Consider the following 14,000-nt stretch of genomic DNA (forward strand, 5'->3'; position numbering starts at 1 on the left):
GTAAAAAGCCTCTCACATGAGAGGCTTTTTCATCGTATTGATCTATTTTTTTAAAACAGTTTTTTCCATTGTTCAGCAAGCCAAGTATGTAGGCTGACCATCAAAACACCACACATGACTAACACGGTACCAATCACAAAGTTCATTTCAACATGTTCATCGAGCAAAATTACACCAAAAACCAGACCAAAAATTGGGGTTAAAAATGAGAATACCCCAAGCCGTGAAGCTAAATATTTTTTCAGAAGCCAAAACCAAATTAAATAACTGGCAAAGGAAATCACTACAGTATGGAAAATCAAACTACCAATCGCCAACCCCGACCAATGAATCTCTGCCTGCCCTGTTATATAGCTGACTGGAATTAAAAACAGCCCTGCCATAAACAATTGATAAAATAAGGTTTGGGTTGCAGGAGCTTCTGAAAGTCTAGTTAAGCGAACACTAATCGTTGTAGCTGCCCAAAATACCCCTGCCAGTAAAGCAATAAAATCACCGAATAGGACATTCGGTTGGGCTGACTGCTGTGTTTGATCCCGCAGTAGAAAACTCACCACAATGCCAAGGAATGCAACTAAAATCCCAGACCATTGCAAACGCGATAAACGCTCAGATGGCAACTTATAATGCAGACCTAAAGCCACGAAAATTGGTGCGGTATAGAGCAAAACCACGGTATGAGCAGCCGAGGTAAAACGTAAAGCTTCAGCAACCAAGAAGAACTCAACTGCAAATAAGCTCCCGACCAATATGCCTGCACCTAAGAATTCTTTTTTCCATAAGCGACGGCGCAAACTGACATGAATTAAGGGATATACCATCAGTGCTGAAGCGGCAGAACGAATCCCAACTTGCATGAGTGCAGAAATATCTGTTGACGCAAGTTTCAATACGACCTGCTGTAATCCCCACAACATACAGAGTACAAACATAATTGTAGATGCTTGTACATCGAGTGCTTTACGCTGTTCCACACCAATGACCTATTCAAATATTACGCGGGCTACTATAGCGCTATATTGAAGAAAAGATAGCGATAAGTTTCCACCATTTAGGCATCTATCAAACGATATTTATATAAAGTCTTTAGATCAAAATGGAGTCTGATGCGTGATCATATTTATCCTTTTTTAATCATTCATATACTAGCTTAAGTTGTGAGTTGCTGATTCAGCTAACAATTAAAGAAAACATAAAATAAAAAAAGGCTGCGAGATGCAGCCTTTTTGAATACCTTGATTATTTTACAAAGGTTGTCCAAACATAATCTTTGGACTGACCTTTCAATGTCATCTTCAGTTGATCGCCTGACTGTAGTGCTGCTACACCTGCAGGTGTGCCTGTCATCACCACATCGCCTGGTTCTAGACTAAATGCTTGGCTGATATCACAGAGCAGACTTGCGATATCAAAGATCAAATATGACGTATCACCTTTCTGACGAACTTCATCATTCACTTCTAAAGTGTAATGTACGGCATTCCAATCCGAAATCACCTCGGCAGTAGCCACCCAGTCAGACAATACACAAGCACCATAAAATGCTTTTGAGCGTTCCCAAGGCTGACCTTTCTTTTTCAAATCATCTTGTAGGTCACGTAAGGTTAAGTCCAAACCTAACGTTACCGCACCGACAGCTGCCAATGCTTTTGCTGGATCTGTTTCATTTTTTAAAGGCTGATCAATACGCAGGGTCAGTTCACATTCATAATGACAGCTGCCTAGGTCACGATTCCAATCAATTCCCGCTTCTAAAGTTGTTAGTGCACTCGGTGGCTTCATAAACAAAACCGGTGAAGTCGGCACAGCATTACCAAGTTCTTTCGCATGATCAGCATAGCTACGACCGACGCAAACAATTTTAGATGGGCGTGAATTCATGAGAGTATTTTCCTTGACTGTAATCGTTACTTCTTAAATGTATTTTCAAATAAATGCTGTTCAGTTGTATCTTTAAATGCACGCTTCGGCACGATCACAACTGTTTTATTTTTTAATTCGATCATATAGGTTAGTTTGCCTGTCGCAAAATGAGCCACTTCATTGTAATGCACGACTTTACTGCGACCGTTGTGATAAAGCTCTGCATAATCCTGATACAAAGCAATGCCTTGTTCACTTTTGCCAAATTGATGTTTTAAAAATTGACGCTTAAACATCATCGGCAAGAACCAATAACGCATGACCAACTGCATTACTAAAAAAAATGCACCTAGTGCAACGTAGTAGCGCCCTACACCATTAAAGCCCATAGAAAAGCCCCAAATGATGATCCCGATACTCACCAAAGGCGTTAAAAATTGGGTAAATTGTTTTTTACCAAAGGTCGCCAATGCGAAACCATCTTGAGATTCTTCTAATGTCAGAAAATAACGCGTAGATAAAGTCGGGTTTGACTCAGACATAACATCACATAAAAAATATAAAATCTTGGTTCAATACTATACCAAAATCCTGCCTAGCCCTTATCAATTCCGTGCAAGTTTTACATATATTTGCTTTCGTTTTCTCTTCAAATCGTTTTTAATTTTCAGCAAATAAAACAAGAAAATTCACAACAGGATGTTGTATGAGATTATTCAAAGCAGGACTATTACTCACCACTTTAATTGCTATAACACCGCTCTCTTTCGCCAAAATTTTACCGTGGAACGCTCAGATTCCCAGTAGTTTAGAAGGCTTTAAAGGTGATGCCCAAGACCTCGCCACACTCACTGCAAACCATATTTTTATATACGCACATCCCACTGAAAAAATAAAACTACCCACGTTTAAATCTAATCATCCACAAAATGCGCAGTTTTATAGTGCTGCCGTAGTTTTACCGACACCAATTGCTCAAGTCGAACGTGTACTCAAAAACTATGAACAATATGTCGGGCTATTTCCAACTTTAAAATCAGCCACCACGCTTGAAAGTGCGGGTGATATTAAGCAAGTGAAATATCAGATTCATATTCCCACCCCAATCCCTGTTTTAAACTTTAAAGAAACCGTCATCATGCAGCATCAAGTTGGTAAAAATAGTATTGATACCTTAATTATTGATGCCCCGATTCCCTTTGCTGCTGGAAAATTAGAATGGTTTGCCTTGGATAACAATAAGACGCTGGTCACTGTTACCCAGTGGGGGGATTTGAATCAACCCAAAGGTTTTTTATTTTCAAAAATTCTAAATGCCTTACCTGAAGCTAAACTTGGCATCCCCACAGGGGTAAATGGCTTTTTACTTGAAGCCTTACAACAACGCTTTAAGAAACAAAGCTCTCTGAATCTAAGTCTAGATCAAATACCTCAGCCGCAGCTTACAGCACAACAGCTCAGTAAAATATCGACTTTAAGTCAACGCTCGATGCAGCCTGTGACGTTTATTTTGCCGAACTATAAACTTAAAGATGCTAAAAAAACGGAAAATTTAAGATTTAGCACTGCTTTTCATTATTACCCTCATGCATCCAACAAACTGCAACCGTGGCTTGCCGCCAATGCCAGTCAACAACTTTTTCCACGACAAATTAAACGTGTCCATATTCAACCGATCGATCCGCAAAATGTCGATGCTGACTTTAAAGTGTCTGTTGGTTTAGGTGTGATTCAAATTCCATTTCATTTTAAAGTTCGATTTAAACAAATGGATGCTTTGCAAACCCAATATCACGCAATAGGGGGTGATTTAAAATATGTGAAGGGTGGAATGAAACTTATTCCTCAAACACAAGGCACACTTTTTCAAATGACCAGCAGTCTAAAAATTGACAATCAAGCACCCTTTTTACTTCGTGCTATGCGAAGTATGCCTTATCACGATATCCTGCCTGCCGCAGGTGCAAACACAGTATATGCTTTAAAAATACACCAGAAACTAAAATAAACTCATGTGAGTTATTGTTTTTAAGTCTTTTTATTCAAAACATACAGACGTAAAAAAACCGCATCAATGTGCGGTTTTTTCGGAATTCTTATCAAGATTGGTGCGCTCAGAGAGATTCGAACTCCCGACCCCTTAGTTCGTAGCCAAGTGCTCTATCCAGCTGAGCTATGAGCGCGACGTCTTGATGGAGTGCATTATATATGTTTTTTAACGCTTGTTAAGTCTTTTTTAATAAAAACCCAATCAAACGTACAACAAATAAACGATAACCCAATATTCTTGATTTTTCGTGTAAATAAACAACAGATTTAGAGTTAAAAGCAATTAATCGATGCTCGTCGAACTCATCTATAGACGATCTATAAAGTTCAGAAATCTTGAATGAAAAAATACATTGAGGATGCTCAAACATCTACATCACTAAATTTTAGGCACAAAAAAACCGCTGCTAAAGCGGTTTAATGTTCAAGTTGGTGCGCTCAGAGAGATTCGAACTCCCGACCCCTTAGTTCGTAGCCAAGTGCTCTATCCAGCTGAGCTATGAGCGCGTAACTTGTGTCGTCTTAAAAGACTTACGTTTAAAATCTTTACTTATTGGTGCGCTCAGAGAGATTCGAACTCCCGACCCCTTAGTTCGTAGCCAAGTGCTCTATCCAGCTGAGCTATGAGCGCGACATAAGTAAAGTTGGCGGTGAGAGAGGGATTCGAACCCTCGATACAGTTGCCCGTATGCATCCTTAGCAGGGATGTGGTTTCAGCCACTCACCCATCTCACCGTAACGTGCCGCCATAATACAAAGTTCGGCATAGCACTGCAAGCACAGCCGTAAAAAAAAGTGCATATTTTTGCTCATTTAAATACTTTTTAAACAATTTATAATAATTCGTTCATTCCTTGAGCAAAAAATATTTCAAATTTTCCAATTATCTAAAATAATCCCAAAATCTAAAACTTACACAGTTTATTGCAATCATTTACGTGCAGTCTGCGCGTACATGACTTATGCTAAACCTATCTCCTATAGATAAATTTAAGACATGATGAAAAATTGGGTCGATCCTGAAGCAAAAGCTGAAGCCGAACGTTATGACAACCCTATTCCTAGCCGAACTTTGATTCTCGAAGTCGTAGAAAAAAATGAATCCCAGTCACATGCTGAACTGGTGGAATATTTTGAAATTGCTGACCAAAAAAGTATTGATGCTTTAAGTCACCGCCTGATTGCAATGGTACGTGATGGTCAGTTAATGAAAGATGGTTATAAGTTCCAAATTGCGGCAAAGCAACCTGAACATGAAGCGACGGTCTATATCAATTCCAAAGGTATGGGCACAGCAAATATTTCAGGTCAGGACGATTTACTTTTACCTGAACGTGAATTACGCCAAGTCTTTAATGGCGATCGCGTCAAAGTACGTCAGACTTCTGTCGATCGTAAAGGTAAAGCATGGGGCTTTATTACAGAAGTCGTGCAGCACCGCGTTAAACAAATTATTGGTAAAGTGGCAGTGCATGAGGGCGAATACTTTATTCAGCCCGGCAATCCGAATGCCCATCAGCCAATTACCTTAGAAAAAGAATTGATTGAACACGCCAAAGTAAATGTAGGCGATTCAGTTCGTATTGCGATTGATGACTATCCAACAAAAGAAGAATTGGCGACTGGTCACATCGTACAATCGATGGCAGACAAAGCCGATACTGAAATTATTATTCCGCAAACCATTTTAGAATTTGGTCTGCCTTACGAATTCCCTGAAGACGTAGTCAAAGAAGCCGAAAGCTTTAAAGAACCAAGTGCAAAAGATCGTGAAGGTCGTATCGACTTACGTGACTTAGCTTTAGTCACTATTGATGGTGAAGATGCACGTGACTTTGACGATGCAGTCTATGCCGAAAAACGTCCAGGTGGCGGTTACCGTGTCGTAGTTGCGATTGCCGATGTCAGTCACTATGTGCGTCCAGGTAAACCCTTAGATGATGAAGCACAAGAACGTGGTACATCGGTGTATTTTCCACATTTCGTCTTACCAATGTTGCCTGAAGCATTATCAAACGGACTTTGTTCACTCAATCCAAACGTTGACCGCTTATGTATGGTCTGCGACCTGAAACTGTCTCGTGCAGGTCGTGTGACAGGTTATGAGTTCTACCCTTCTGTAATGCATTCAAAAGCGCGTCTTACTTATGATCAAGTTGCGCAATATTTTGAAGGCGATAGCCAAGCCATTACTGAAGATCGTGATGTACGTAAATCCCTGAATACGCTATTCCAGTTGTATCAAGTGCTTAAAGGTCTTCGTGCTGAACGCCACGCAATGGAATTCGAAACTGTTGAAACATACATGACATTCGATGAACTCGGTGGAATCAACGAAATCTTACCGCGCACCCGCAATGATGCACATAAGCTGATTGAAGAATGTATGTTGCTTGCTAACGTTGCTGCTGCAGAATATTCATTAAAAAATGAAATTCCAATGCTATACCGTGTGCATGAGCCACCTGAATTCTCTCGCATTCAAAAAGTTCGCGATTTCGTTAAACTTTTAGGTTTGAATTTCCCTGAGCAACCAACTCAAGCTGATTATCAAGCGGTGATTGAAGCAACCAAAGATCGTATTGATGCGCCAAGTATTCATGCGGTTTTATTGCGTTCTATGATGCAGGCCTACTATGGTGCAAACAACGCAGGTCACTTCGGTTTGGCTTATGATGCCTATACGCATTTCACATCACCAATTCGTCGCTACCCTGACTTGCTATTACACCGTGCGATCAAAGCACAGTTAGCTAAAAAACCATATCCAATTTCAGGTGCTGCACTTGATGATGCCGGTGAACATTTCTCTGCAACAGAGCGCCGTGCAGATGAAGCCTCTCGTTCTGTAACCACTTGGCTGAAATGTCATTATATGAAACAGCATTTGGGCGAGGAATTTGTTGGGACTATCAGTGCTACTGCTGAATTTGGTTTGTTCGTCACCTTAAAAGACCTTTATGTTGATGGCATGATCCATGTCAGCCAACTCGGTGATGACTTCTTTGTGTTTGATCAAGCAAGTCAAAACTTAGTCGGTCAAAACCGTGGTCAAATCTTTGGTTTAGGCGATGAAGTTAAAATCAAAGTGGCAGGTGTAAACCTTGAAGAACGTAAAATTGACTTTGAACTGATTCAACAATTGTCTCATGCGGGTCGTCCAATTCGCGAACGTGCACCACGTGTGGCGAATAAAGCGAAAGCACCTCGTGTAGAGCCGCAAGAAGATGTCTTTATTAAAGACCGTCCCCGGCTTGCAAGTAGCGAAGACAACGGAGACCAGCCCAGACGAAAGAAAGGCAAAGGAAAGCCAAGCTCCTACAGCAAAAAGCCTGCTAAGAAATCTGCAGGAAAGTCTGAAACAAAGGCTAAAGATAAAGTAAAGAAAAAAGCCAAAGCGAAAAAGAAAAAATCCAATGCCAAAGCAAAGGGTGAATGATTTTTGCTAAATAAAAAGAGCGCTACGGCGCTCTTTTTGTTTTAATATATCCATATAAAAATAAGCTACTTAAAAACAATGAATCCGCAAAAGATCTCGAAATATGATTATCACAACTATGTCTTGTTCGCATTTTTCTTGCTGACGATCTCAGCGCTTTTTGCCATCTTTAGCTTAGATTTCACCCCAACGGATCACGTCAAAATATGTGCTTTCATTTTAGCAATCGTTATGTATTTGGTGATTTTGATCTACTTTTATATGCTCCATCGACAGGGTGAATGGGTCATTCCCCGCACATGGAAAAATGCAAAGAAAAAACCGAAATTCTATTTCTTACTGCTACTGCCTCTTTTTGCAATTTTGATTTGTTATTTGAATCTGGTGTTTTATCCCCCTCTACTGCATACCCTTGTTTTTGGTACACCTAGTGTCGTGACCGTTGAGACAAGTGCAGTGAAAGAGCAGACATATAAACATGGCGTCAGCTATTTTTTGGATACAGCGTATGATGGATCTGGTATTTTTCGACTCAGTTCAAATGAATATGAACACTATAAAAATCAGGTTTTACAGATAAAGCTGTCCGTCATCCAAGGGCAATTTGGGACTTACATCAAAAAGATCGAATCCATCCAAATTGTCAAAGCAACACAGAATAAATAGCACCCAAGGCTTGATTTATCCTTCTAGAAGCCTTACTTCTAGAATTAACACAGGAAATAAATCAGTAGACCGATATGACTTTAGAAAAGGCAACGTTGCCTGTACCACTGTTTGACCAAATTACACTTGCGGATTTAAAACAACAAATTGAAAACACTATTCAATCTGGACAGCAATTTTTAGATGCGTTGACTGCTACGCCTGAAAGCGTGGTCGAACAGTTAAAAACCCTAGAACAGATCGATACGCTTGAAAATGAGATGAGCGAATCATGGGGTGTACTTTCGCATTTAAATGCCGTGATGAATAACGCGGAAACACGCGAAGTTTATCAGTCTTTATTACCTGCACTGAGTGAATACTATACTGCACTCGGTCAACATACGGCGCTTTATCAAGCCTATCAGCACGTACATGACTCACCTGTATTTAACGACTTACCTGCTGCACAACAAAGTGCAATTAAACTTGCACTGCGTGACTTCAAATTGTCAGGCGTCGCTTTAGTAGGTGACGCGAAAAAACGTTATGCCGAAATCTCTGCACGTTTATCTCAGTTATCTTCTGATTTCTCCAATCACGTGTTAGACGCCACTCAAGCCTATTTCAAACCACTCAATGAAGAACAGCTTAAAGGTCTTCCTAAAAGTAGTATTGAGCTGCTTAAACAATATGGTCAGCAACGTGAGCTAGAACAGCCTGTCGCAACTTTAGATTTTCCGTCGTATTTAGCGATTATGACCTATGCTGAAAATCGTGAATTACGTGAAGAACTGTATAAAGCCTATACCACACGTGCATCAGATCAGTCTGATAAAACTGAATTTGATAATACGCCTGTCATCGAAGAAATCTTAAGTCTGCGTCATGAAATGGCACATTTACTCGGCTTTGACAGCTATGCAGATTTATCTTTAGCTAGCAAAATGGCACCGAGTGTTACTGCTGTCGATGAGTTTCTACGTGATTTGGCTGAACATGCTCGTGAACCTGCAACGAAAGAAATTGCTGAACTCAAAGCGATTGCTGCACAGGATGGCATTACCGAGTTACAACCGTGGGACAGCACGTATTATTCTGAAAAACTCAAAGTCCAGCAGTTCAATTTATCTCAAGAAGCCTTAAAACCGTATTTCCCTGCACCCAAAGTAGTAAAAGGTTTATTCAGCATCGTAAACCGCCTATACGGTATTAAAGTCATTGAACGTGAAGCGCCTGTTTGGCATCCCGATGCACGTTACTTCGAACTGGAAGATCAAGGTCAAGTGATTGGCGGTTTCTACTTTGACTTATATGCACGTCAAGGCAAACGTGGCGGTGCTTGGATGAGTGGCTTCCGTTCACGCATGCAAACTTCAAATGGCTTGCAAAAACCAATTTGCTATATGGTCGGTAACTTTACCCCTGCCATTGGTGATCAACCTGCCCTGCTCACCCATGATGAAGTGATTACTTTATTCCACGAATTTGGTCATGGCTTACATCATATGCTGACTGAAGTGGATAACATTGCTGTTGCGGGTACACATGGCGTAGCGTGGGATGCCGTAGAATTACCAAGTCAGTTTATGGAATTCTGGGCGTGGGATAAAGAAAGTTTAGATGTATTAAGTGAGCATATTGAGAGTAAAGAAACGCTACCTGCCGATTTATTAAAATCTTTGCTCGATGCACGTTTCTTCCAATCCGGTATGCAAACTTTACGTCAACTTGAATTTGCATTATTTGACTTAAGCATTCATAAAGCAACTTCCGCATTAAATGCTGAACAAGTTCAACAGACACTGAACGAAATTCGTGCCCAATATACTGTCTTACCGACCACAGCTTATAACCGATTCCAACATAGCTTTAGTCATATCTTCGCAGGTGGGTATGCTGCGGGTTATTACTCATATAAATGGGCGGAAGTCTTAGCCAGTGATGCCTTTGACCGTTTTGAAAATGAAGGAATTTTCAATACTGAAACAGGTAAAGCATTCCGTAAAAATATTCTTGCGGTCGGTGGTAAAGACACCGCACTTGATGCATTCGTGAATTTCCGTGGACGTGAACCAAAAATTGATGCCTTACTGCGTCATCAAGGTTGGACGAATGGCGCTAAAAACGCTTAAACTACTGTTTTAAGTTGTTCACAAGGTGAGTATGATGACGATAAAACGACGCTTCATTGCGGGTGCGAAATGTCCAAAATGTCAGGCAATGGATCGGGTTGTCATGCTGACCTCAGGTGATGATGAATGGATTGAGTGTATTGACTGCGGTTACGAAGAAAACCGTCCAACACATGTCGACCAACCTGAGCAACCTGCTGTACCCGACGAAATTGGAGTGATTCAATTTAAACCGCGCTAAACACAAAATATGATTCAGGTTTAAGCCATGTCAGTGAATGAAAAAAATAATCAAAAACTTTTGATGGGGATTATTGGGGGATTAATAGCAATTGTTGCACTGATTGCTGGTTATCAATGGTTCATGTCTTCTCAGCAAACCGAACAAGCTGAGGAGGTGCTTATTGCACCTACTTCCTCAAAAGAAGACAACTCACCTTCCTCTACAATTCAAACTGATGTTACACCTGAATCATCACAAACTAAAAAACTGGTAGATGATGATTTACTTCAAGCCGAGATTCCAGAAAATCCAACCTTGGCTCAGGACGAATTAGCCAAGTTAGATGATATTCAGGCACAGCTTAAGGAACAGCAGCAAACACTTGCCGCTCAACACCAAGATGCGGATCAACTGATTGCGCTGAAAGAAGAACAAATTAAATTATTAGGAGCTCAACTCGCTCAAGGCAAATAATGTGCATAAAATAAGCTAGAATATTCAAATATTTCCTAGCTTAGAATGCACTATGACAGCAGCACCTCCTTCTCAGTTGCTCAAAGCAATTTTATGTTTGACTTGCTCCGCGCTGCTCTTTTCCATTATGGGCGTTTGCATTCGTTACGCCTCAGGAAGCGTTGATAATTTCACGATTGTATTTTTTAGAAATGTCGTCGGACTCTTTCTGTTCATGCCTTTTATTTTGACTAAAGGCATTCAACATTTTAAAACTGAAAAACTTTGGATGCATACCTGGCGGGCAATTATTGGCTCAATTGCTATGTATGGCTTTTTCTATGCGATTGCCCATTTAAAACTCTCCAATGCCATGGTGTTCACCTATTCAGCGCCTATTTTTATTCCTTTAATTGCATGGTTATTTCTTAAAGAGCAAGTCACAGCCAGCATGATTGTGGCTGCATCGATTGGGTTCTTAGGCGTACTTTGTGTTGCGAAACCCGATGCGGGTCTATTTGATCTCATGTCCTTCGTCGGACTGACTGCAAGTTTTATGGCAGCCTTGGCATTTGTAACAGTGCGCGCACTGACTCAAACAGAACCACCAGAGCGAATCGTGTTTTATTTTTGCCTGATTGGAACAATCATCTCAATCATTCCGATGTTTTGGCTATGGCGACCCTATACATGGACGGAATTAACATATTTAGTGGTGGCTGGAATTCTCGCTAATGTCAGTCAAATCTTTTTATCCTATGCCTATAAACTTGCACCTGCGGGTCAAATCGGACCTGTAAATTATATTGCGATTATTTTTGCGGGAATTTGGGGATATCTATTTTGGAATGAGCTACCTGATTTTTATAGTTTAATCGGTCTAAGTCTGATCTTCTGTGCAATTGTACTCTGTAGCCCAATGCTACAAAAACGTCTCAATCGAAATTAAGACATATAAAAAAGCACCCGAAGGTGCTTTTTTTATTTCTGACTTATTGATACCAACCAAACAACTTAAAGATGTATGGCACATAGGCAATGATCAGCATCGCCGGTAACAATACAATCACTGGCAGAATCCACCGTTCATAACGATAGTAGAAGGACATATGACGGACTTCTGCATCGGCTGCCGCAACCTCTTCATCACCAATGGACTGCCTAGCCAATAAGTGATTCAGTGCCACAGGTGGGGTCACATAACCCAATTCAAAACCAATCAACGTAATCATCCAGAAATGTACTGGATCAATACCATATTGATAAGCCACTGGTGCAACTGTCGCAGAAATCAGAATCACAGCACCGAATGGGTCCATGATCATCCCCACAAAGATCATTAAGCCGACAATCATCGTAATCACTAAAATTGTACTGTTAATATCTGTCGGGAACGCTTCCATAATTTCCATACGTTCAAGTAGGCCACCCACACTGACAGACAACGCCATTAAGATAACCAGTGCCCCAATGTGCCCTACTGTTTCACTGGTAGAGATATGCATTGATTTCCAGAAACCAAGTTGACGTTGTGGCGCTTCTGGACGTTCCTCTGGAGCAGGGGCATGACCTGTGGTATTGACATCTAGTGCAGCATCCCAATGTCCAACTGGTGGCAGTGGTGCAGGCTCATGACGTAATTTATCAAATAACACCACCATCAGTAGAATCACTGGCATCATGACTGGTGCAGTAAACTCATTTAGATCGGTAGATAGTGCATATTTGTAGAATACCCATGTCATTAAGAAAATAATCACATATGGCACAACAGCAACCAATGCACGACCAGAATCAGGTGCGGCTACACTTGGTTTTGCAATACGGAACTTACTTTCTGCAAAGAATAATGAAATCAGTAAGAAGAGTGTTGAACTCACAAGGAACACATACACGCCATAGTGGTAAAGCAGATCTGTTGTCACCTCTTTGTTGAGAGATGCCACTACGACAATCAATAGACATGGACGTAGTACGACACCCAATGAGCCTGACATTGCTGTTGCAGCCAAGGCAAATTGACGGCGCCCTCCTGCATTCCACACTTCTTTATAAATGATTGCACCGGCAGCAATCACGAAAATCCCTGATGCACCGGTATATGCCGTTGGTAATGCTGCTGCAATCAAAATTAACCACGTCAGCGTTTCAGGTGCCAAGTTCCAAGGGCGTAAAACATTCAGGAATTTGTCGACCACACGAGTTTGTTTCAGCAACATACCCGCCCAAATAAACAATGCCAAGTTTAAGAAAATACTGGAGAACTCAACCAACTGACCGAGATAAATCCCCTGTCCCATTGGGTAATCCATTAGGAAAGTAAAATTAAATCCTGTTGAAATCGCCATATAGGCATAGAGTGGAATACTCAAGAATGCCATGCCGATACTGCCACCCTCTTTAGTTGGCTTCGGCTGCTTAACCATTTGGAATAGGCTGATCAGGGTTAAGGTGCTAAATAAAATCATCCATAACCAATAGATGTATTTCATTTCCCCCATTGGCACGCCGGAATTCAGTACCGATTGATATTGACTATAAGCAGAGAATGCCAAGAACCCATTGGCAATCAACATTGCAATACTGTAAAGCCTGAAATCAATTTTAGTTGCAGGGCTGCGTAAGCCAATATGATGGGTTTTTAAAGTCGCGCTAATTGCTGCAAACACCACCATAATCACTAAGAGTAATGCACGATTTTCAGTACCGAATTTGAATAAACCAAAGAATGTGGTTTCAAACTGACGGTACGCTCTGATACTTGGATTGGCTTTAATATGCTCAACCGCTTTATCGTAGAACGTATAGGATTCTTCACAGACTTGCTGTGCTTGCATAATTGCGCCACGTACATCTGCTTCTGAACGCACACCAAAGAAATCTGCATATTCATCTGCAGCATCTTCTTTCATTTGTTTTTGTACCGCAGCATCGACGTCGATATTACGATTACATTGTGGCGCTGTCGGCTCTGCTCGAAGGAATGAATACTGCATACCTGTCGCAGGGTCGCCATAAAGACGTTCACCCATACGTAATAATTGGCCGTGAATCATTTCACCCGTACCAATCACCAAGGTGAGAAGCAGCAGAATAAGGACAACGAAGGTCGAGATCCATTCGGTCCATATATAACTCAACAGACCTTGTCCTGATCTGTTTTGATCATCTTGTTGCATGTAATTTCCTATTC

11 protein-coding genes and 4 tRNA genes are annotated in these 14,000 nt (G+C 41.0%); 7 read left to right on the forward strand and 8 right to left on the reverse strand.

Features of this window, described 5'->3' with window-relative positions:
• Positions 1-50 precede the first annotated feature (50 nt).
• From A3K93_RS10310 to A3K93_RS10320, 3 genes are all read right to left on the reverse strand, one after another.
• Positions 51-974, reverse strand: a complete 924-nt coding sequence (locus A3K93_RS10310) for a DMT family transporter (RefSeq protein ID WP_067731156.1) — start codon at positions 972-974, stop codon at positions 51-53.
• A gap of 265 nt (positions 975-1,239) precedes the next feature.
• Positions 1,240-1,881 (reverse strand): fumarylacetoacetate hydrolase family protein, encoded by a 642-nt coding sequence (locus A3K93_RS10315; RefSeq protein ID WP_067731157.1) that lies wholly within the window; start codon positions 1,879-1,881, stop codon positions 1,240-1,242.
• A gap of 26 nt (positions 1,882-1,907) precedes the next feature.
• Positions 1,908-2,405, reverse strand: coding sequence for a YcxB family protein (locus A3K93_RS10320; RefSeq protein ID WP_067731158.1), 498 nt, complete (start codon positions 2,403-2,405; stop codon positions 1,908-1,910).
• 164 nt (positions 2,406-2,569) lie between these two features.
• Here A3K93_RS10320 and A3K93_RS10325 point away from each other — a divergent pair, with 164 nt between their 5' ends.
• Positions 2,570-3,871, forward strand: a complete 1,302-nt coding sequence (locus tag A3K93_RS10325) for a hypothetical protein (RefSeq protein WP_067731159.1) — start codon at positions 2,570-2,572, stop codon at positions 3,869-3,871.
• A gap of 98 nt (positions 3,872-3,969) precedes the next feature.
• Here the strand turns inward: A3K93_RS10325 and A3K93_RS10330 are convergent.
• From A3K93_RS10330 to A3K93_RS10345, 4 genes are all read right to left on the reverse strand, one after another.
• Positions 3,970-4,046: transfer RNA gene (locus A3K93_RS10330), tRNA-Arg, on the reverse strand.
• Between the two features lie 296 nt (positions 4,047-4,342).
• Positions 4,343-4,419 (reverse strand) — tRNA-Arg (locus tag A3K93_RS10335).
• A 47-nt stretch (positions 4,420-4,466) separates the two neighbouring features.
• Positions 4,467-4,543 (reverse strand) — tRNA-Arg (locus A3K93_RS10340).
• Positions 4,544-4,557: 14 nt separating this feature from the next.
• Positions 4,558-4,647, reverse strand: a tRNA-Ser gene (locus A3K93_RS10345).
• Positions 4,648-4,909: 262 nt separating this feature from the next.
• Here A3K93_RS10345 and rnr point away from each other — a divergent pair.
• The 6 genes from rnr to A3K93_RS10375 all read left to right on the forward strand — a co-directional run bounded on the left by rnr (position 4,910) and on the right by A3K93_RS10375 (position 11,756).
• Entirely contained in the window at positions 4,910-7,351 is a 2,442-nt protein-coding gene (gene rnr, locus A3K93_RS10350; RefSeq protein WP_067731160.1) for a ribonuclease R, read from the forward strand.
• Positions 7,352-7,429: 78 nt separating this feature from the next.
• On the forward strand, positions 7,430-8,017 hold the full coding sequence (locus A3K93_RS10355; protein WP_004896106.1) for a hypothetical protein: 588 nt from the start codon (positions 7,430-7,432) through the stop codon (positions 8,015-8,017).
• 74 nt (positions 8,018-8,091) lie between these two features.
• On the forward strand, positions 8,092-10,131 hold the full coding sequence (locus A3K93_RS10360; protein WP_067731161.1) for a M3 family metallopeptidase: 2,040 nt from the start codon (positions 8,092-8,094) through the stop codon (positions 10,129-10,131).
• A 40-nt stretch (positions 10,132-10,171) separates the two neighbouring features.
• A complete protein-coding gene (locus A3K93_RS10365) occupies positions 10,172-10,372 on the forward strand; it encodes a YheV family putative zinc ribbon protein (RefSeq protein ID WP_171255107.1) in 201 nt (66 codons plus the stop codon).
• A 27-nt stretch (positions 10,373-10,399) separates the two neighbouring features.
• A complete protein-coding gene (locus A3K93_RS10370; protein WP_067731163.1) occupies positions 10,400-10,828 on the forward strand; it encodes a hypothetical protein in 429 nt (142 codons plus the stop codon).
• Positions 10,829-10,880: 52 nt separating this feature from the next.
• Positions 10,881-11,756, forward strand: coding sequence for a DMT family transporter (locus A3K93_RS10375; protein WP_067731164.1), 876 nt, complete (start codon positions 10,881-10,883; stop codon positions 11,754-11,756).
• Positions 11,757-11,799: 43 nt separating this feature from the next.
• Here A3K93_RS10375 and A3K93_RS10380 read toward each other — a convergent pair whose 3' ends face one another.
• Positions 11,800-13,986, reverse strand: coding sequence for a TRAP transporter large permease subunit (locus A3K93_RS10380; RefSeq protein WP_067731165.1), 2,187 nt, complete (start codon positions 13,984-13,986; stop codon positions 11,800-11,802).
• Between the last annotated feature and the right edge of the window lie 14 nt (positions 13,987-14,000).

The sequence above is a fragment of the Acinetobacter sp. NCu2D-2 genome, from assembly GCF_001647675.1.
Lineage (GTDB): Bacteria > Pseudomonadota > Gammaproteobacteria > Pseudomonadales > Moraxellaceae > Acinetobacter.

Excerpts from the sequence above, each read along its gene's own strand:
- A3K93_RS10315 (WP_067731157.1), bottom strand. The coding sequence starts at position 1,881 with ATGAATTCACGCCCATCTAAAATTGTTTGCGTCGGTCGTAGCTATGCT.
- A3K93_RS10320 (WP_067731158.1), bottom strand. The coding sequence starts at position 2,405 with ATGTCTGAGTCAAACCCGACTTTATCTACGCGTTATTTTCTGACATTA.
- A3K93_RS10325 (WP_067731159.1), top strand. The coding sequence starts at position 2,570 with ATGAGATTATTCAAAGCAGGACTATTACTCACCACTTTAATTGCTATA.
- rnr (WP_067731160.1), top strand. The coding sequence starts at position 4,910 with ATGATGAAAAATTGGGTCGATCCTGAAGCAAAAGCTGAAGCCGAACGT.
- A3K93_RS10355 (WP_004896106.1), top strand. The coding sequence starts at position 7,430 with ATGAATCCGCAAAAGATCTCGAAATATGATTATCACAACTATGTCTTG.
- A3K93_RS10360 (WP_067731161.1), top strand. The coding sequence starts at position 8,092 with ATGACTTTAGAAAAGGCAACGTTGCCTGTACCACTGTTTGACCAAATT.
- A3K93_RS10370 (WP_067731163.1), top strand. The coding sequence starts at position 10,400 with ATGTCAGTGAATGAAAAAAATAATCAAAAACTTTTGATGGGGATTATT.
- A3K93_RS10375 (WP_067731164.1), top strand. The coding sequence starts at position 10,881 with ATGACAGCAGCACCTCCTTCTCAGTTGCTCAAAGCAATTTTATGTTTG.
- A3K93_RS10380 (WP_067731165.1), bottom strand. The coding sequence starts at position 13,986 with ATGCAACAAGATGATCAAAACAGATCAGGACAAGGTCTGTTGAGTTAT.